The sequence below is a fragment of the Bacteroidota bacterium genome, from assembly GCA_018698135.1.
Lineage (GTDB): Bacteria > Bacteroidota > Bacteroidia > CAILMK01 > JAAYUY01 > JABINZ01.
Genome location: JABINZ010000054.1, coordinates 1 through 19,728, shown reverse-complemented (window position 1 = coordinate 19,728; position 19,728 = coordinate 1). Strand labels below are relative to the sequence as shown.

The following is a 19,728-nucleotide window of genomic DNA, read 5'->3' as shown; positions in this document are numbered from 1 at the left end:
ATTTTTTGTTGCGCAATGAAAATAAAATCAAAAATTTGCAAATTAAAGCAAACTGTTATGATGAATAATAAACGAAAAAACACCTTCACCCAAAAGGGAATCAAAATATATCTATTAACTAGCTTGATTTTCATCTTTTTAGCTGGCAAATTATATGCTGATGGCGGGATGTATCCTATTAATCAGCTTAACAAGTTGAATTTAAAGGCTGCTGGATTAAAAATTGATATCGATAAAATCTACAATCCTGATAGCATTAGCTTATTGCAAGCTGTTGTTAATTTAGGAGGTTGTACAGGCTCTTTTGTGTCTGAAGATGGATTGATACTGACAAATCATCATTGTGTGTTCAGTTCATTAAAATCTTTATCTACAGCGGATAATAATTTAATGGAAAAAGGTTTTTTGGCAATGGACAAACAACAGGAATTGCAAATGAAGGGAATGACTGTTAAAATAATGATGAGCTATGAAGATGTTAGCGAGCAAGTATTGGAGGGTATTTCGAGTGAAATGGATCCTGTTCAAAGAAGAAGTGCTATTTCTGCTAATATGAAAAAGGTTTTAGATGCGGATCAAAGTCTGCATACTGATTTATCTGTGCAGCTTTCAGAAATGATAACAGGGAAATCCTACATGATTATTCGATATCAATTTTTGAAAGATATTCGGATAGTGTATGCTCCTCAAAGAGAAATAGGTGAATTTGGAGGAGAAACAGACAATTGGATGTGGCCTAGGCACAGTGGGGATTTTGCTTTTGCAAGAGCCTATGTGTCGCCTGATGGTCAACCAGCAGAATACAATGCTGAAAATGTACCATTCAAACCATCCATTCACTTGACAGTTAGTGCAGATGGTGTTCAGGAAAATGATTTTATTTTCATTTTAGGGTATCCTGGAAGGACTTTCAGAAATCGTCCGGCTGATTTTCTGGAGTATATGCATGATTATCATATGCCATTTATTGCCGAGTTTTTTGAGTATAGGATTGATCAAATGGAGCAGCTGACTCATGCGAATCCAAGCATGAAAGTGAAGTATGATCCATTTATTAAAGGATTAGCAAATACTTCGAAAAATTATCGAGGGAAATTAAGTACGATGAAAAGAATTCATTTGCTGGATAAAAAAAGAGCCGAAGAACGAATGATACTGGCTTTATTAAAAGATGATGGACAAAAGGCAGCTGAATATCAAAGTCTCTTATCGCAAATTGATGAATTGTATCAAAAAATATTTGAGCATACCGAAGAATATATGTTTTATGGGCAAATGCTAAGTGCATCGATGAATATGCGTATTGCCAGAACTTTGGTTTCCTATGCTGAAAGAGCCATGACATTTGATAAGAAATCAGCTGCTTTTGAGGAATACAAATTAAAAGTCAAGGAAGATATTATGCAGTCACTTGCGTCCTACGATCCTATAATGGACAGCTTAAATCTGACCAAATTGCTGCTGATGAATAATGAATTCAAATTTCCGATTGAGGAATTTTATAAGATATTTGACAAAGAACAATATGCACAGGATGTAATTGCCTATTTAAGAAAATCGTATCAGGATTTTATATATTCTGAAGCCTATATCGACAAGATGTTGGCAAAATCGAGTAAAATAGTAAAAAGCAAGGATCCATTTGTTCAATTGTATCTTCATTTAAATGAAGGTTTAAAGCTAGTAGCTCAAAATATGAATATATGGAACAGTTCAGTAGATGCATTGTTACCCCGTTATTTAGAACTTAAAATGGAAGCAAATGGTGAAGCTTTTCTTCCCGATGCTAACTCTACTTTCCGATTAACCTATGGCTATATTAAAGGATATTATCCAAGAGATGGGATTTATCAATCTCCTTTTACATCATTAGCCGGAATCAAACAAAAAATCTCGATGGGTGGTGAATACATTGCTAATGACAAATTAATAGCTGAAATCGACAATCTGTATGTAGAAAACAATCAGGAAAAAATAAATAAAGTGATTGTTAATATGCTATATAATGCGGATACAACAGGAGGTAATTCAGGAAGCCCCGTTTTGAATGCTTATGGAGAAATTGTTGGATTAAATTTCGATCGTGCTTATGAAGCAACAGTTAATGATTTTGCCTGGAATGATTCCTATAGCAGATCCATTGGTGTCGACATCAGGTATATTCTATTCGTTACCAAAGAAGTAGGCAAAGCAAACCATCTTTTGAAAGAGCTAGGTGTTGGGTCAATTTAAGATCTTTTGTTAATTTTACCTTTGTTTTAATCTGTCTCCAAAGAGAAAAAGCAACTTGTAGTGCATCGTTCATGCTAAAACTTAATTTTGAATAAAGGAAACATCATTTTTGACACATCCCTGCAATTTTTCTCAAAATGGTTAATCCAAAATGAGTACAAGCATATATTTCTGTTAATTGATGAAAATACAAGAAAACATTGTTTGCCTGTATTAGTATCAGATGTCAAAATATTAAGCGATGCTCAAATAATTGAAATCCCAACAGGCGAAGAGTCTAAAAATCTGGTAAATTGTGAGCACATCTGGTCTGAATTATTGCACAATAATGCAAATAGAGATGCACTAATCATTAATTTAGGAGGAGGATTGCTTACTGATATTGGCGGTTTTGCTGCTTCAGTTTATAAAAGAGGGATTCCATTTGTTAATATTCCGACTAGCTTAATAGGAATGATTGATGCTTCGGTTGGTGGCAAAACGGGTATTAATTTTAAATCGCTGAAAAACCAAATAGGATTATTTTCGGATCCTGATTTGGTCGTAATTTGTCATCGATTTTTAGCAAGCTTAGCACAAAACCATTTGCTTTCAGGTTTTGGAGAAATGTTGAAATATGGTTTGATACTGGATAGGAAATTATGGAATGAGTTGAAAACTATTGATATCCAATCGGATTTGTTTACTCAAACTGAATTAATAAATCGATGCCTGGAAATTAAGCAATCTGTTGTTGAGCTTGATTATTATGAAAAAAATTACCGCAAAGTATTGAATTTTGGTCACACAGTTGGTCATGCTTTAGAAAGCTTTTTTATAGGCAAATCAGAAAGTGAGTTGTCTCATGGCCAAGCAGTGGCACATGGATTAGTTATAGAAAGTATTATTGCAAATCAGTGTGGTTTATTATCAGATTCAGATACGCAAGAGATTGAAATAGTTGTTTTTAGGCATTTTCAGAAGCTTAGTTTATTACCTGAGTATTTTGACAAACTTTACGAGATTATGTCATTTGATAAGAAAAATCAAAATGCAGTTGTAAATTTCACACTTTTGAAATCGATAGGAGAGGCTCAAATAGATAATATTGTATCAAAGAAAGGGATTATTAAAGCCTTAGAGGAATACATGAAATTATGAGAAAAATTTGTTTACAAAGTAATACGGGGCATCTGGAAGGAGTTTTGTCCTTGCCAAGCTCAAAGAGTGTTAGTAATCGGGTATTGCTTATCAGGGAATTGAGCGGACGCTACATTCATATTGATAATTTATCAGAAGCTGGCGATACCTTGCTTATGCAACAATTGCTGGAATTTCCGGAAAAAATTTTAAATACAGGTAATACCGGTACGGTCATGCGGTTTTTAACTGCTTATTTTGCTATCAAAGAAGGAGAATGGGAATTGATAGGTAGTGAGCGAATGAAAAGTAGACCCATTAGGAATCTGGTAGATGTGTTGCTAAGCTTAGGTGCTGATATCACCTATATGGGTAATGAAGGTTATCCACCGCTGAAAATTGTTGGGCAAGACATTCAAGGTGGAGAGTGTGTTATCAATGCAGAGGTCAGTAGCCAATTTATTTCGGCTTTGCTACTGATTGCTCCAATGCTAAAAAATGGGCTTGAAATAAGCTTACAGGGTTCGGCAGTTTCTTTTCCATATGTATCGATGACACTGCGTATCATGAAATATTTTGGTGTGAAAGCCAATGTAAAGAGAAATATGATTACGGTTGATCATCAAAAATATAAATCCAAGCGATTTCATGTCGAAACAGATTGGTCTGCTGCATCCTATATTTTTGCCATGGTAAGTTTATCAAAAACGTCAAAGGTTGAAATCATGGGTTTGGAGAAAAAAAGTCTTCAGGGAGATAGTGTGGTGAGTACCCTAATGCAGAAATTTGGTGTAAAAACAAGGTTTAAAAAAGATAGGATACTGCTAACAAAGAAACCATTTAAACTGAAGAATTTTGAGTATAATTTTGTTCAAAATCCTGATTTGATTCCAACCTTTGCTGTGCTGTGTACTATCCATAAAATTCCATTTCATTTTAGAGGCATTAATGCTTTGCGACTGAAGGAGAGTGATCGGGTAGAAGCATTATCTGTTGAATTAGAAAAATTGGGTTTGAAGCTTAAGACTACTGAAAATGAAATGATTGGTACTGATTTCTTTGAAGCAGAATATGATTATAAAACATTCAATACCTATGGAGATCATCGGATTGCCATGAGTTTTGCCATTGCTGCTTCTACAAACTCAAATCTTGTAATTGAAGATCCTGATGTAGTAGAAAAATCTTACCCCGGATTTTGGAGTGATTTAGAAAGCATTGGATTAAAATTTGGATACTTAGCTGAGCAATAATGGGCGGAAATTCATTTGGGACACTATTCAAAATCACCACATTTGGTGAATCACATGGCAAAGGCATAGGCGTTGTTATTGATGGTTGTCCTGCAAATATGAATTTAAATCTGGATCAAATACAAGAGGAGCTTAATAAAAGAAAACCCGGACAATCTGCCATTACCACTGCCCGAAAGGAGCAGGATACATTTGACATATTATCAGGTCTATTTGAAGGGAAAACTACAGGAGCTCCCTTAACTATTTTTATTAAAAACCAAGATTCGAGATCCGAAGATTATAATATGCTAAAGGATGTTTACAGGCCTTCTCATGCAGATTACACCTATGAGCTAAAGTATGGATGGAGGGATCACAGAGGAGGAGGACGATCTTCGGCTAGAGAAACTGCAGCTAGAGTTGCTGCTGGAGCAGTAGCAAAACAAATTCTTGAAAAAGAAGGAATTGAAGTAATTGCATTCACTAAACAGATTGGCCATATTTCTTTGCAAGAGAATATTGAAAAACTTGACTTTTCAATCAGAAATAGGAATGAAGTAAAGTGCCCTGATTTAGAGATTGCAGAGCAAATGAGCTCATTGATTAAGAAATGTAAGTCTGAAGGTGATAGTATTGGTGGGGTTGTTTCCTGTGTTGTGAAAAAATGTCCTGTTGGATTGGGTGAGCCTGTATTTGATAGATTAGAAGCTGATCTCGCAAAAGCTATGCTTAGCATTAATGCTAGTAAAGGATTTGAAATTGGTTCAGGCTTCCAAGCTGCTGCTATGAGAGGTTCTGATCATAATGATAACTTTCGATTGAACAAAAATAAAGAAATTGAAATAGCAGACAATCATGCAGGCGGTATACTTGGAGGAATTAGTAGCGGTGCAGAAATCTATTTTAATGTAGCCTTTAAGCCAACCTCTACAATTAAATCAAATAGTTCATTCATTAGTAAAAACAATGAAGAAGTTATTTTGGAAAATCTAACAGGAAGACATGATCCCTGTATTGTTCCCAGAGCTGTGGCTGTAGTCGAAGCAATGACCTCCCTTGTTCTGGTTGATCATTTGTTTAGGAGTAAAATAACTAAGCTTTCATAACTATTAATTTGAGTACTTTTGTAGGCTATTTATGAGCAATAATAAAATCCGAACATATCAGGAATCTCACTGGAGAAGTATTGTAAAAGCAGTAACCTGGCGTGTTGTTGCTACGCTAACTACTTTCTTTATAACCTATTATGTTTTCATGGCAAGAACAAAAGCAGATCTACTCGAAGGGATAGAACATGATCTTTTGGAATTGGCTAGAAAACAAGCACGCCAAAATGCATTTGAAGATGCTGTGTCTTTTGCCGGAATAGTTGCGGTTTTTGAATTGGTCATAAAACTTGTGCTCTACTATTTCCATGAAAGAATCTGGCAATCAGTTAATGTAGGTTGGATTCGTAAACACAACCGAAGAAGGAAAATTAATAAAATAAGACGAGACAGAATTCGTAATCTTATTACAAGAAATTAGTTTCTATTTCTGAATACATCTGACACTATACCCATTTTGGAATAAGTTTCCATATACAGCTATATTGTATCCATTTTTATGAATGGCCATTGTAAATGCATCTTCAACATTGGCTTGAGTAGTACTCCAAAAACTGGTGTTTTCTCCTTGTCCGAAATAAAACTCATCGTCACCCGTATAATCGCCTGCGAATTTAGCGTTGAAACCACTTTTTCCACCTTCAACTAATTTAGCACCAGCTACATCCTTGCCTCCATTGTGGCTTAGGAGTTCTAGAAAATCATCTTTTGAAGGAATTTTCCAACCAGCAGGACATGCATTTAAAGCTGTTTTCCAGGTATACAAACGTCCAAAAGAATCACAATTAATAGCTTCATCATCAAAACAATAACTGCCACTTGTTTTATAATTAAGATTTTCAGCCATCCATACTTGACTTCCAATTTTAACTGTAGCATATATTTTCCCATCACGCTTATCTTTAATACTTTGTGCCTGAATGGAAAAAGTGAAAAGAATGAGAGAGCTTAACACTAAAAAATTTCTCATGATTTTTTGATTTAGTTAGTCCTCAAATATACAAATTGCATGCTAAAATTTCTTACGTAAATTATTATATCCAAATAATTGCTTTGAATGGCATATTTATTGACCAAATAGCAGATAATCACAGACCTAAATACTTACTTTTGTAAATGAATTAATCATAATAATATGAAAAACGTATTTGTTTTAATCATGCTTGCTTTTCTTGCGATGGGACAAACTTGTTCTCAAAAGGATTTTGAAGGAAGCCTTACATATGAGCTAGATTTAGAAGGTGATTTTATGGGTTTAATGGAAGCTTATATGCCTGATTCGTATGTGTTTAGTTTTAAAGAAGGCAAAACACTTCTGCGGATAAATGGTGGGTTATTGGAATCAATCATGGGAAAAATATTAATTGAAAGTGAGAAATCCTATATAATAAATGATGCTGAAAAATCAGTTTACGAATTATCAGGAACAGATAATCCTGAGGAAATTGATGCAGATCAGCAAGGAGCAATAATTACGGAACTTAATGAAACAGAGACCATTCTTGGCTTTGAATGTAAAAAATATGAAATGCTTTTTAACAAGGGCGGTAATGAGTATATTCAATATGTGTGGGCAACAAAAGAAATAAGCAATCGACTAAATGGCCTAAACGAATCGGGTGTTCCAGGTAAATTCAATTTCATGGGTTTGGATGCTTTTCCTCTAAAAATTCAAAGTAAAATAAGTGAAGGTGGTATTTCATTCAGCTTGCTTTTAACTGCTGTTAAAATTGAAAAAGCAAAACTTGATGCAAAAGATTTTGTTATTCCTGATGATTATGATGTTAAAGCTCTAAACGATATGCTCAATTTCCCCAAATAAAAATATATGCAAAGATTTGTACTTGCTTTTTTTGTTATTGTTATTTTCAATAGCATTTCCCCATACATAGTCAGTGGGCAAATTAATTCACACAAAACATTTCTGATTAAGTTTACTGATAAAAATAATTCCCCATACAGTTTGGCCGAGCCCTTGGATTATCTTTCGCAAAGAGCATTGAATAGAAGAATTCGGATGCAAATTGACATAAATGAACAGGATATTCCAGTAAATCCAAGCTACTTGGATAGTTTAAAATCAGCAGGAGCTATAGTTCATTTTACATCAAAATGGCTAAATACAGCTACGGTAAGTGTCGATACGGAATTAGTTATTAAAACCATTCTCAAGTTTCCTTTTGTTAAAAAAACTGAAAGAATATATCGTTCACTGGATGTTAATCTGGAATCAACAATTTCAACTTCTGCATTGAATGCATGGGAAACTGATCCGGTTTATGGGCAATCCTATAATCAAATAAAAATGCTGAATGGTCATTTATTGCATGAAAAAGGATATAATGGAGATGGAGTTGTCATCGCAATTATTGATGCAGGTTTTAATCGAATTGATTCTTTGGATGCATTTAGTTATCTATTTGCAAATAACCGAATTCTAGCAACACATGATTTTGTTGATGGCGATGATCAGGTTTTTTCTCACCACTCTCATGGAATGTATGTATTGTCAACCATAGCCGGCAAGATTTGGGGAAAGTTAATCGGTACTGCTCCCGAAGCCAGCTTTATTTTATTAAGGTCTGAAAATGCAGATAGTGAATATATTATTGAAGAGGATGCCTGGATTGCTGCTGCTGAATTTGCCGACAGTGCGGGTGCTGATGTGATTAACTCATCCTTGGGTTATTCCGTTTTTAATGATTCCAATATGAATCACAGCTATGCCGATTATGATGGCAATACGATTCGAGTAAGCATAGGAGCTGATGTTGCTGCCAGTAAAGGATTAATAGTTGTCAATAGTGCTGGAAATGAAGGCAATGATCCCTGGTTGCATATAACTGCCCCTGGTGATGCCGACAGTATACTAACGATAGGAGCTGTAGATGAAACTGGGCAATATGCTCCATTCAGTTCTATAGGACCTTCTTCCGATGGAGATGTAAAACCCAACGTTGTAGCACAAGGGATGAATGCAGTTGTTGCAACAAATAAAGATGGAATAGTTGGTTTGATTAATGGAACTTCCTTGTCATCACCGATTATTGCAGGTATGGTAGCTTGTTTGGTTCAAGCTTTTCCTGACAAAACCAATATGGAAATAATAAGGGCTATCGAAAAAAGTGCTCATCTTTATCCCAAGCCTGATGTTTATTATGGTTATGGAATCCCGGATTTTGATCTTGCATTTACCTATTTGAAAATGACTGAGGATGAATTGTCGGCTTCTATCGAATTGCTGGAACTTTATCCCAATCCGTTTCAAAACGGACTTGTTTTGAGTTTATATTCTAAAGAAGCAAATGAGCTGGTGATTAGCATTAATAGTGTGACAGGCCAAAATTATTATCAAGAAAATCTAATGGTTCAAGCGCAAAGTCTGGAGAAGTTTTACATTCATTTAAGCCAAAAAATGCTTCCTGGTCTGTATGTGCTTTCCGTGGCAAATGGTGATGAAATCCTTCAGAAAAAAATTGTCAGAATGTGATTTTAGCCTAGCCGCCAGTCAACTGGTTCTCGACCAATACTTTTTAAAATCTCATTTGATTTTGCAAAATGTTTACATCCAAAAAATCCATTGTGGGCAGAAAAAGGGGATGGGTGTGCTGCTTTTAAAATATAATGCTTGCTGGAATCGATAATTTCGGATTTTCCTTCAGCAAATTTTCCCCACAGTAAAAAAACAACACCTTCCAGTTTAGCTGAAATAGTTTTAATAATTGAATCTGTAAATAATTGCCAACCTATTTTTTGATGTGAAGCTGCCTGACTTGCCCTAACCGTTAGTATGGAATTCAAAAGTAGAATACCTTGGTTTGCCCAATTCGATAAATCTCCATGCGGTGGAATATTCAAGCCTGTATTACTTTTTATTTCCTTAAAAATGTTGACCAAGCTAGGTGGTGCCGGAATTCCTTTTTTAACTGAAAAACACAAACCATGAGCTTGGCCTGCTCCATGATAAGGATCCTGTCCTATAATGACAACTTTTATTTTTTTGAGTGGCGTTAAATTCAATGCATTGAAAATTTCAGCAGAAGGTGGATAGACTGTTCTTCCTGATTCTTCCTCCTCAATTAGGAAATCAAGAATTTGATTAAAATATTCAGATTCAATCTCATACCTTAACAAGTTATACCATTCCGGATCCAAAACAAGTTTGAAGTTTTTTTGATTGTTGTATGAGAATAGATCAGACATTAGCTAGGCCATTAATATTTTAAAAAGCATTTCTTTTGTGAGTTCTCCCTGATCGGTTCCACGATCGTTTATCCCTTTTGATTTCAAATCATATTCCTGAATAATTGCCAGTACTTTTCCAATTGTACCCTTATAATTCTTCAAAACAGGGTAATAAGATTTCATTTGCCAATCACTTATTCCCAACTCATTGGCGGTTTCTTTTTGTGATTTTCCATTGTTTTCCAATACAAAACTCCGGCTAAAGAAATTGAATAATGCACCAGTTGTCATGTAAATAGGATTGCTTTTAATATTAGCCTGATAATAGCGACATATTTTTGCCACTTTATTTGAATTCTTGCTTCCCAATGCATTCTGAAGTTCAAAAATATTATAATCCTTACTGATACCGATATGATATTCAATGTCGTCTAAATCAATAACTCCTGTTTCATTTTTAATTTTAATAAGTTTTTCCAGTTCATTGGCAATTTTACTTAGATCACTACCTAGATATTCGATCAGTAAGGCAGAAGCTTTGTTGGTAATTTTAAGCTTTTTGGGTGCCAAATAGTTGTCAATCCATGGGGCGATTTTGTTTTCGTATACCCTGCTTGCTTCCATGAAGCAACATGAACTACTTTCCTTAAGTGCTTTATAAACTGCAGTTCGCTTATCGAGCTTCATTCTTTTACAGCAAAAAACGACTATGCTTTTATCGTTCGGATTTTGGAAGTATTTTGTAAACTCATCAAATTTTTTGAAATCCTGAGCCTCCTTTAGAATAATTACATTGTAATCCGACATCATTGGAAAACGCAATGCACTTTCAATGATATTTCCCGGACTACTTTCTTTTCCGTAGAAAATAGAAAGATTGAAAGATTTTTCGGACTCATCTAATACATTTTCAGCAATATAGTCGCTAATTGTATCGGTGAAAAAGGATTCCTCTCCGGTAAGAAAATAAACGGAATGATACTGTTTTGCCGCTAGATCTCTTTGTATTTGTTCAAAATTCTTTATCATTACTGCAAAATAAATGGCATTTTTAAGCCAATGAAGTTAGGATTAATGCTTGATTTAACTCTGCCCAAATATGATTATTTAATTCAAAAAAGAGAAGGAAAACTATATATTTTCGATCTGGTTAGAAAGAAATATATTTTTCTTACCCCTGAAGAATGGGTTCGGCAACATTTTGTGAATTATTTGATCACTGAAAAATCAGTACCACAGAAACTAATCAGTCTTGAAAGGGGATTGAATTACAATCGTTTAGCAAAAAGAAGTGATATTGTTGTTTATGGTCAAAAAGGGCAAGCTCTGCTGTTAATTGAATGCAAAGCAAGTACTATTGAATTGAATGAGCAAGTCATATTTCAGGTAGCCACCTATAATGTCAAATTAAGAGCCCCATTTATTGGAATAACAAATGGTTTGAAGCATTTTTATTGGAAACATGCTGAAGGAGTAAAGAATTTAAGCCTTCAAGAATTGCCTGATTTTCAAGAAATGAATAAATCAGCAGAAAAGTAGTTTTGCCAATTTTTCTCTCTCTTTTTCGTCAGAAATATGAAAACATCCAAGTACAACAGCTAATGAATTAATTTTTCTTTCAAACTCAGTTAAATCAAATTCGAAGGCCTTTTTCTTTAAAACAAGCCAGTAGTTGATGTTTTTAAGCTTGTCAAGTATATTCACTCCATTTTGTTTGTTGGCAATGAGAAAATATTCAAAATCGAAATCAATATACTCATAAAAGGGTACCTCAATTATGCTCTGCTGAAAAGAAAAATTTAGCAGATCATTACTTTTAGTTAGCTCAATTCCAGCGATTTTGTTAATAAAATACACCAATCGATAATCCTTCTCAAAACTGACAATGCCATACAAAAGAAGGTTCTCAGAATTAGTAGCTATTGATGATTTTTTCAAAATAGTGTCAGGTTTTAAATTGTATTATTACTTTTGTGGCGAATTCCTTACATCCAGAAAGGATGAAAATTAAGGATTTTTTAGCAACCAATTAAATCTTTTAATATGTCTGAAATTGAAGCTAAAGTTAAAGCGATAATCGTTGAGAAGTTAGGTGTTGATGAAAGTGAAGTAACTCCTGAAGCTAGTTTCACAAATGATCTGGGTGCAGATTCATTGGATACAGTTGAATTAATAATGGAATTTGAAAAAGAGTTCAATGTATCTATTCCAGATGAGCAAGCTGAGAAGATCGGGACTGTTGGACAGGCCATTTCGTATTTAGAAGCTGATTTAAAATAAACTCCTTTTCTGATTATGGATCATAAAAGAGTTGTTGTAACTGGTATTGGCCTGGTAACTCCACTGGGCCATACCATTGACGAAGTATGGGGAAATGCAGTAAAAGGTGTTAGCGCAGCTGGACCGATTACCAAATTTGACCCTGAAAAGTTTAAGACAAAATTTGCCTGCGAGGTAAAGGATTTTAAACCAGAGGACTATATTGATCGTAAAGAAGCCCGAAGAATGGACTTGTTTACACAATATGCTCTTGTAGCTGCTAATAAGGCCATTGCACTCAGTGGTCTTGATTTGGAGAAACTTGATTTGGATCGTTGTGGTGTTATTTGGGCATCTGGCATAGGAGGTATTAAAACCTTTCAGGAAGAAATTCTTTCTTTTGCTGGTGGTGATGGAACTCCACGTTTTAACCCGTTTTTTATTCCTAAAATGATAGCAGATATTGCTGCTGGATTAATTTCTATGCGTTTTGGGTTTAGAGGAGTCAATTTTGCTACTGTTTCTGCTTGTGCTTCTTCTTCCAATGCTATTGGTGCTGCTTTCGAGCATATCAGAAGTGGTCGTGAAGATATAGTAATCACAGGTGGCTCAGAAGCTTGTATTGTAGAAGCATCTGTTGGTGGTTTCAATGCGATGAAGGCAATGTCGGAACGTAATGACGATCCAAAAACTGCTTCACGTCCTTTTGATGTTACCAGAGATGGTTTTGTTATGGGTGAAGGTGGTGCAGGTTTGGTTCTGGAAGAATATGAGCATGCTATAGCAAGAGGTGCTACCATTTATGGAGAAATTATCGGTGCTGGATATTCTGCTGATGCGCATCATTTAACGGCCCCACATCCTGATGGGAATGGAGCCTATATGGTGATGAAAAAAGCTATTGCTGACGCAGGAATAGAGCCTGAGATGATTGATTATATCAATGTCCATGGAACAGCAACTCCATTAGGTGATATTAGCGAAACAAAAGCAGTTCAAAGACTTTTTGGGGAACATGCTTATAAGTTGAATATTAGTTCAACAAAATCGATGCATGGTCATTTACTTGGTGCAGCCGGTGCAATGGAAGCTGTTATGGCACTTTTAGCTATTCAGCATAGTGTTGTGCCTCCAACAATAAATCACAAAGAAGCTGATCCTAACATTGATCCTAAACTCAATTTGACATTGAACAAAGCGCAAGAAAGAAATATCGATTACGCTTTGAGCAATACTTTTGGATTTGGTGGGCATAATGTTTCCCTGATATTTAAAAAGTATATATCATAATCAGGTTCTCCCTTAATAATCTTTTTTCACGTAAGTCATTTGACGAAGAATATTCTAAATTAATTTGGAATACGCTAAAAGTGCGTCCTGAAAATCCTCAAGTCTATAAGGATGCATTTACACATCGATCTGTTGCGAATGGAAACCAGGAAGACAATGAAAAACTTGAATTTCTGGGAGATGCTGTCATAAACTTTCTGGTAGCTGACTATCTTATTCAAAAACTTCCTGAATACAACGAAGGTGATTTAACCCGATTAAAATCTGATATTGTAAAACGCGATAACTTAAATCATCTCGCTTTGGAATTAAGTCTGGATTCTCTTCTGAAATTTAATAAATCAAGTATCAAAATAAAGGAAGGCGAAAGCAGAGATATGTTCGGTAATGCGCTCGAAGCATTGGTTGGAGCAATTTATCTCGATAAAGGTTTTGCTTTTACCAAAAAATATGTCAATAATCATATTCTGAAAAAATGGGTTGATTTAGATGAATTAATATCCAACGATACCAATTATAAGGGAATGTTATATGAATATTCTCAAAAGGAAGATGTTAATATAAAATATACTTTTGAGGAATCAGGAAAGAAAAATACACCAATCTATAAATCTACTGTTTTTATAGGAGATCAAATCTTGGGATCAGGTTTGGGAACCAAAAAGAAAATAGCAGAACAATTGGCTTCCAAAGAAGCATGTAACAAGTTAAAACTACTTAGTTCTTAATTTCAACAGTCATGTAATCTGCACAAGCAAAAATTTGTAAATCAGAATCAGCAGATTTAGCCTTTATTCCTTCCATCATAATTTGATCAACATCTGTATCTTCAGACGTTGGGTCGTGATGGGTTAATCCCAGACGCTTAACAGCACATTTTTCAGCCAGCCTAACAGCATAATCAGGTGTTCCATGGCCATAGCCTACTGTATGTTTAATGTATTTCTCTCTACTGTATTGCGCATCCATGATCAGTAAATCGGCCCCTTGTACATGTTTTTTTAAGTGCCCTGAAAATCCATCCTCGTTTTCATTATCAGTAAGGAAAACAAATACTTTTCCTGTTTTTTTATCTTCAAAACGGAAAGAAATGGTTTTATCAGGATGCTTAGCTCTGTGCATTTTAACTACCAAAAACTCATTCAGCGGATATAATTCGTTTTCAATTTCAATAGTGTCGTCATTGATCTCGATTGTTTCATATACATCTAAATCAATTAATTGTATTGCTTTGGGATGAATTAAAATAACTTGAGCCTGAGGGGTATCAATATTGATGTATTCGAATTTACTTCTGACCTCTCTGACATCGATCGGAAAATAAGGCGGACGCATCATGTCTTCCATCATCTCCTTTGGACCAATGTTGTTCTCACTGGGGCCCATTAACTTCATCTTAATGCTTTTAAAGTAGGTAATGGGGCTTAAAAATAAACCCAGTGTATGATCGTTATGCCAATGTGTAAATAATATGGTGGTTTGCGTTAACTTGCCTTCGGTTTCATTTAACAAATCGTTTCCCATAGGAATAAATCCACTTCCAGCGTCAATAACCAATGCGTGATTATTTGGAATTTGATCAGCAATAATCCGTAAACAAGTAGTATTGCCACCGTATTTAACAGATTTTGGATTAAATACAGGAACAGAGCCTCTGGTGCCGTATAATTGTATTTTCATATGCAGGATTGAAAGATAGCTTTTACCAAATTATTAATAACCAAATTATTTTTTGCTAGTCAAAGATAATAATATTAAATAAATAAAATAAGTGATTAGCCTGCATCCTTGTTTAAGACAAATAATATGATGAAGTAAAAATGAATTAATACCTATTTTTGTCTGCCCTGCATTTATTTGGTTAAGTCCAATCAATGTAGCAATTTTGAAATATTAAAGCAAATAGAGTCGAATATGAGAACTTCAGTAGATATTAGTTATTATCCCCTTAAGGAAGAATTTGTAAAACCTATTCGTGCATTTATTGATAGGTTAAATACCTACGAAAAGCTAGTTGTAAATACGAATGGAATGAGTACCCAGGTATTTGGGCAGTATAGAGATGTGATGGAAGCTATTACCAATGAAATTGAAAAAGCATTTGAATTGCCACATTCTGTTTTTATACTGAAAGTGATTAATGCTGATCTTCAGAAATTGGATTAATCAATGATGATTGATTTTATTAAACTGTTTTTCGACTGGGTAATTAATAATTATCTTGAGTTTATTGCTGTTGTTACAGGTATTATTGGTGTATGGTTAACAGCTAAACAAATTATTTGGTGCTGGCCGGTTTCCATTATAAGCGTTGTTTTGTCAGCCTACTTATTTTATGATACTAAGCTTTACCAAGATGGATTGTTACAAGTCTTTTATTTTGCCATGGCTATATATGGATGGTACAATTGGCGCTATGGTGGAAAGAATAAAACGAAGCTTAAAGTAAATAGAATCAGTAGTCGAAATGCTCTAGTTCTAATCTTGGTAGGCTTTTCGAGTATTTATATTTTCGGTTATTTATTCAATCGATATACGGATGCAGCACTTCCTTATTGGGATGCAACAACCACAGTTTGGGGAATCATTGCTACATTTATGATGGCCAAAAAGATGATTGAAAATTGGGCTATCTGGATATTAATTGATCTCCTCAATACAGGGATTTATTTTTATAAAGAACTATATGGCTTTGTTTTCCTGTATTTTGTTTTCACCATTTTAGCTGTTTTCGGATTGATCCAGTGGATGAAAGAGTATCGAAAATTGGAGATTGCATGATAAGAGTTGCCATTACAGGACCTGAATCAACAGGAAAATCTAGCCTTGCAAAAGTATTGGCAGAACACTATAATACTCTTTGGGTGCCAGAATATTCACGTGAATACATTGACAATCTGGATCGAGATTACACATATGAAGATGTAGAGAAAATTGCTGTGTCTCAAATTCAAAAAGAAAAAGAACTTCTACCTTCTGCTAAAACTATCCTTTTTGCTGATACCGAACTGCTTGTTATAAAAATATGGTTGGAGCATAAGTTTAACAAAACTCCGTATTGGCTTGATTATGAAATTGATAGGCAGAAATATGATCTCTATTTATTATGCGATATAGATATTCCCTGGGAATATGATCCACAGAGAGAACATCCTGAATTGCGACAGTATTTTTTTGATTTGTATCAACAAAAACTGAAAAACAGAGGATTCAAGTATATCATTGTTTCAGGAGATGAGGAAATGCGATTTCAAACATCAACAAATGAAATTAGTAAATTACTGAGATAATAAATCAAATATCAGTGTCCTCACAGAGAAACAAGATGTGATAGCAAAACTGAACCTGCTAGTTGCATTCAGTGGTAGTGCGACTTAAAGTCTGCCTACCACTGAAAAAAGACCTAATGCCATCCACCTAAAATAACTCCTGCTATACCTAAACAAATTATTTGATACATAGCATCAATTAGCCAAAGTTTGAATGATTTCAGTTGATATAAATAGTTTATTCCAATTGATGCTCCAATAAATAGAAGACCAACTACAAGGCCATGATATAATCCAGAAAGCCATTCAACACCATCACCTTCGTGTCCCTGAATTAAAATTGCTAAGCCAAAAGCCATCACTACCATCAATAAAAAACTGGAACCCATCGTAACAGCCATGTTAGCACCTTTTGCTTTTTCATCAGTCATACCTGATTCTTTTTGCCAGACTTTGCCAAATAAAAGGGTATACCATAGAGAACCTAATGCAAACATGGCAATTCCAGAAACCAGAACAGCTAAATAGTTAATACTTGAAAAATCCATATTGTTATTTTTTGGTTTAATTTATATTCGAATTTAATCAAATCAAAAAGAATATTCAAATAATTGTATATGATTCAATTTTCATATCCTATCATCCCAATGTGGCAGCACAGAAACTTTTGAGTAAAGATAACGCTTGCTGAAGGTGAAACTTAATTTCGAACAATAGAACATTTGATTAACGAATTTTGAATTATTGTAAATATGCACCCTACAACTCATAACTCAAAACCTAGAAAGGATTCATCTTTATTCCGTAGTTTTGATTTCCAATTTACAGACATGATAAAACACCACTTACGTATCATCCTATTTGTTTTTGTAGCCCTCATTTTGTCATCATGGGGAAGGACAGGGCATACCATTATCTCTAACAATTCAACGAAGTCTTTTAATTCAGAAATGAAGCAGTTTTTGAGCTGGGGCACTGAATTAGCGAATCATGCTTCGGATGCTGACAGCCGAAAATATCAGGATCCTGACGAATCGCCAAGGCATTATATTGATATTGATAATTACCCAGAATTTGTGAGTAGTGGTCGAATTCCTCAGAGCTTGGATTTAGTCATTACTATTCATGGGGAAGCGTTTGTATATGATCAGGGAATTTTACCATGGGCAACATTAAAAACGTATGATTCATTGAAAGCCTGTTTTGAGCGAAGTGATTGGGATAAGGCTATTTTGTTTGCATCCGATTTGGGACATTATGTAGCTGATGGACATATGCCCATGCATATTACTGCCAACTACAATGGCCAATTCACTGGGAATTATGGCATACATTCACGTTATGAGTCGAGCATGATAGGGGATTATAAGAACGAAATTGATTATGCCGGGCAGCCAATACAGTTTGTTTCTGACACCAGACAATATGTTTTTGATTATTTGTATCAAAATTATAAATATGTTGACTCTATATTAATTGCAGATGATGCCGCATCATTAGCAGCTGGGAATACTTCTTCCACAATGTATTATTCTACTTTATGGGATGAAACAAAACTGTTTACAATTGATTTGTTTGCCAAAGCTTCTCATGCATTAGCTGAATTGATTTACTCAGCTTGGTATGAGGCGGGCACGCCAAGTATTAATACGGACGTTTTTGAATTTAAAATTATTAAACCAATTAGCTTATTTCCAAATCCAGCAAATGAATTTACGGCTATCTATTTCTCAAAAGCTATTCAATTCAATCAGCCAATTCGAATTTATAACATCCAAGGTGAACTGGTTAAGCAGTTGGAAGTCAGTCATCTAATAGCCAAGAATGGGAGCTTGCGAATTGATTTAACAAAACTGAAATCAGGAGTGTATTTTGTTTTGGTGAATGAGGAGGCTGTTAAGTTGATTGTTGTGAGGCCATAATTTTATTCTCTAGTTAATGGTTAAAACCCTGCAATTCATTGTAGCTAATTAGTTTCTATAAATATCTAGAATAGAAATCATAAATTCCAATGATCAAATCACTCCGCAGGAGTCCTGCGGACAAATAAATCACAAAATATAATAACCAAACTTCAAAATCGTACTAGATATTCAATACTGTTTGGTTATTGAAATTTTTAACATTGGTTATTTTTTGAAATTTGTTGATTGTTTTTTGGTGTTTGCAAATGAATTTCATTCATAATCCAAACATATGAATTTTAAATCCGTAGTGGTTTAGTTAAATTCAATGCCTCATGGTTTCGTCATTGCGAGCAGAACGAAGCAATCGCCTGAATTGAAACCTTCTCTCTTGGGAGATCGCTTCAGTCGTCCCTTCTTCGCGATGACGACAAATTAGATTATTCCTTCCCACCAATTCAAAACCCTAATAGCCCTCATTGTATTCCATCGGCTGGCTTTGCCAAGAGTTTCCATCGTAAAATGCATTTTTCCACTATGTAGCTTTTCCTGATTCCAGAAGCCTTCGGAACTTTTCTTTGTTCGAATCAAATCAATAGCCTCCTCAAGTCTTGTATCTTTTGAAATTCTTTTTTCCTGTGCATAGTCTAAAAAGCGCATAAAATCGAATTGCCATTGTGGAGGGAAAATCATTTTAGTCATTTTGTAATCAACTATTTGACCTGTTCGATGTGACTTGTATAGCTGATGTTGTAGTAAAAAATCCAGACTTTTCGCTAAGGCTTCTTCAATAGCTTCAGATTTTACTTTTTGATTCTTCTGAAATTCCCAAAGTCCTTCCATGGCCGACATGGTCGTATGAAAGGATGAATGAGTTGCTCCTTTGTGGGCTCTGCAGTTCCAGCCTCCATCAGGCATTTGTTCTTTTATTAAAAACTGAGACATTTTTGCGACTCTATCATCATCAATGTTGAAATGCCCCATAATGGAAAGGAACATGCCTGAAACACAAGTTTCACTGCGTTTCCAGCTTTGCCACAAATTGATGCCATAATCAAGATAGAAGCCTTTGTCCAGAATCAGGTAAATTGCCTTCCTGATTTGGTCTGAGAGTGGTGCTCTTAAATTT

Annotated in this window: 22 protein-coding genes; 15 read left to right on the top strand and 7 right to left on the bottom strand. The window is 34.8% G+C overall.

All coding sequences use genetic code 11. The annotated features are described in order from the left end of the window. Positions 1-57: 57 nt before the first annotated feature. The 5 genes from HOG71_03395 to HOG71_03375 all read left to right on the top strand — a co-directional run bounded on the left by HOG71_03395 (position 58) and on the right by HOG71_03375 (position 6,113). On the top strand, positions 58-2,232 hold the full coding sequence (locus HOG71_03395) for a S46 family peptidase (protein MBT5989876.1): 2,175 nt from the start codon (positions 58-60) through the stop codon (positions 2,230-2,232). 87 nt (positions 2,233-2,319) lie between these two features. Then, a complete protein-coding gene (aroB, locus tag HOG71_03390; GenBank protein MBT5989875.1) occupies positions 2,320-3,372 on the top strand; it encodes a 3-dehydroquinate synthase in 1,053 nt (350 codons plus the stop codon). Beyond that, entirely contained in the window at positions 3,369-4,604 is a 1,236-nt protein-coding gene (gene aroA / locus HOG71_03385; GenBank protein MBT5989874.1) for a 3-phosphoshikimate 1-carboxyvinyltransferase, read from the top strand. Before aroB ends, aroA begins: the two co-directional genes overlap by 4 nt. Next, positions 4,604-5,692 (top strand): chorismate synthase, encoded by a 1,089-nt coding sequence (gene aroC / locus HOG71_03380; GenBank protein ID MBT5989873.1) that lies wholly within the window; start codon positions 4,604-4,606, stop codon positions 5,690-5,692. The genes aroA and aroC overlap by 1 nt, the downstream gene beginning before the upstream one ends. A 31-nt stretch (positions 5,693-5,723) precedes the next feature. Further along, complete coding sequence (locus tag HOG71_03375; GenBank protein MBT5989872.1) at positions 5,724-6,113, top strand: DUF2061 domain-containing protein; 390 nt, start codon at positions 5,724-5,726, stop codon at positions 6,111-6,113. 3 nt (positions 6,114-6,116) lie between these two features. Here HOG71_03375 and HOG71_03370 read toward each other — a convergent pair whose 3' ends face one another. After that, on the bottom strand, positions 6,117-6,662 hold the full coding sequence (locus tag HOG71_03370) for a hypothetical protein (GenBank protein MBT5989871.1): 546 nt from the start codon (positions 6,660-6,662) through the stop codon (positions 6,117-6,119). Positions 6,663-6,827: 165 nt separating this feature from the next. Between HOG71_03370 and HOG71_03365 the strand changes: the two genes are divergently transcribed. Both HOG71_03365 and HOG71_03360 read left to right on the top strand, forming a co-directional pair. Beyond that, on the top strand, positions 6,828-7,514 hold the full coding sequence (locus tag HOG71_03365; GenBank protein ID MBT5989870.1) for a DUF4412 domain-containing protein: 687 nt from the start codon (positions 6,828-6,830) through the stop codon (positions 7,512-7,514). Positions 7,515-7,520: 6 nt separating this feature from the next. Then, positions 7,521-9,182, top strand: coding sequence for a S8 family serine peptidase (locus tag HOG71_03360; protein ID MBT5989869.1), 1,662 nt, complete (start codon positions 7,521-7,523; stop codon positions 9,180-9,182). Between the two features lie 2 nt (positions 9,183-9,184). Here HOG71_03360 and ung read toward each other — a convergent pair whose 3' ends face one another. Both ung and holA read right to left on the bottom strand, forming a co-directional pair. Continuing rightward, complete coding sequence (gene ung, locus HOG71_03355) at positions 9,185-9,895, bottom strand: uracil-DNA glycosylase (protein MBT5989868.1); 711 nt, start codon at positions 9,893-9,895, stop codon at positions 9,185-9,187. A gap of 3 nt (positions 9,896-9,898) precedes the next feature. After that, positions 9,899-10,906: a DNA polymerase III subunit delta gene (holA, locus tag HOG71_03350; protein MBT5989867.1), complete on the bottom strand. Its 1,008-nt coding sequence runs from the start codon at positions 10,904-10,906 to the stop codon at positions 9,899-9,901. Between the two features lie 30 nt (positions 10,907-10,936). On the opposite strand from holA, the gene HOG71_03345 reads away from it, so the two are divergent. Next, positions 10,937-11,416: a type I restriction enzyme HsdR N-terminal domain-containing protein gene (locus HOG71_03345; protein MBT5989866.1), complete on the top strand. Its 480-nt coding sequence runs from the start codon at positions 10,937-10,939 to the stop codon at positions 11,414-11,416. On the opposite strand, the gene HOG71_03340 is transcribed toward HOG71_03345, so the two are convergent. Further along, positions 11,402-11,815, bottom strand: a complete 414-nt coding sequence (locus HOG71_03340) for an IPExxxVDY family protein (protein MBT5989865.1) — start codon at positions 11,813-11,815, stop codon at positions 11,402-11,404. The two genes, HOG71_03345 and HOG71_03340, sit on opposite strands and share 15 nt — an antisense overlap. A gap of 105 nt (positions 11,816-11,920) precedes the next feature. Between HOG71_03340 and HOG71_03335 the strand changes: the two genes are divergently transcribed. The 3 genes from HOG71_03335 to rnc all read left to right on the top strand — a co-directional run bounded on the left by HOG71_03335 (position 11,921) and on the right by rnc (position 14,154). After that, positions 11,921-12,157 carry an acyl carrier protein gene (locus tag HOG71_03335; GenBank protein ID MBT5989864.1) on the top strand — a complete coding sequence of 79 codons (237 nt, stop codon included), beginning with the start codon at positions 11,921-11,923 and terminating at the stop codon, positions 12,155-12,157. Between the two features lie 15 nt (positions 12,158-12,172). Continuing rightward, entirely contained in the window at positions 12,173-13,426 is a 1,254-nt protein-coding gene (fabF, locus tag HOG71_03330; protein ID MBT5989863.1) for a beta-ketoacyl-ACP synthase II, read from the top strand. Between the two features lie 80 nt (positions 13,427-13,506). Then, positions 13,507-14,154: a ribonuclease III gene (gene rnc / locus HOG71_03325; GenBank protein MBT5989862.1), complete on the top strand. Its 648-nt coding sequence runs from the start codon at positions 13,507-13,509 to the stop codon at positions 14,152-14,154. Here the strand turns inward: rnc and HOG71_03320 are convergent. Next, a complete protein-coding gene (locus tag HOG71_03320) occupies positions 14,144-15,106 on the bottom strand; it encodes an MBL fold metallo-hydrolase (protein ID MBT5989861.1) in 963 nt (320 codons plus the stop codon). The genes rnc and HOG71_03320 overlap by 11 nt on opposite strands. 234 nt (positions 15,107-15,340) lie before the next feature. On the opposite strand from HOG71_03320, the gene HOG71_03315 reads away from it, so the two are divergent. From HOG71_03315 to HOG71_03305, 3 genes are read left to right on the top strand one after another with little or no spacing between them, the layout of a single operon-like run. Beyond that, the gene (locus HOG71_03315; GenBank protein ID MBT5989860.1) at positions 15,341-15,592 is read left to right on the top strand and encodes a hypothetical protein; all 252 of its coding nucleotides are present in this window, start codon (positions 15,341-15,343) and stop codon (positions 15,590-15,592) included. A 3-nt stretch (positions 15,593-15,595) separates the two neighbouring features. Continuing rightward, complete coding sequence (locus HOG71_03310; protein MBT5989859.1) at positions 15,596-16,207, top strand: nicotinamide mononucleotide transporter; 612 nt, start codon at positions 15,596-15,598, stop codon at positions 16,205-16,207. Continuing rightward, positions 16,204-16,716, top strand: coding sequence for an ATP-binding protein (locus HOG71_03305; GenBank protein MBT5989858.1), 513 nt, complete (start codon positions 16,204-16,206; stop codon positions 16,714-16,716). The genes HOG71_03310 and HOG71_03305 overlap by 4 nt, the downstream gene beginning before the upstream one ends. Positions 16,717-16,829: 113 nt before the next feature. Here the strand turns inward: HOG71_03305 and HOG71_03300 are convergent, their stop codons facing one another. Next, positions 16,830-17,243 (bottom strand): DUF1761 domain-containing protein, encoded by a 414-nt coding sequence (locus tag HOG71_03300; protein MBT5989857.1) that lies wholly within the window; start codon positions 17,241-17,243, stop codon positions 16,830-16,832. Positions 17,244-17,525: 282 nt separating this feature from the next. Between HOG71_03300 and HOG71_03295 the strand changes: the two genes are divergently transcribed. Then, entirely contained in the window at positions 17,526-18,617 is a 1,092-nt protein-coding gene (locus HOG71_03295) for a T9SS type A sorting domain-containing protein (GenBank protein ID MBT5989856.1), read from the top strand. Positions 18,618-19,034: 417 nt separating this feature from the next. On the opposite strand, the gene HOG71_03290 is transcribed toward HOG71_03295, so the two are convergent. Then, a partial coding sequence (locus HOG71_03290) for a hypothetical protein (protein MBT5989855.1) occupies positions 19,035-19,728 on the bottom strand: 694 nt, incomplete at its 5' end.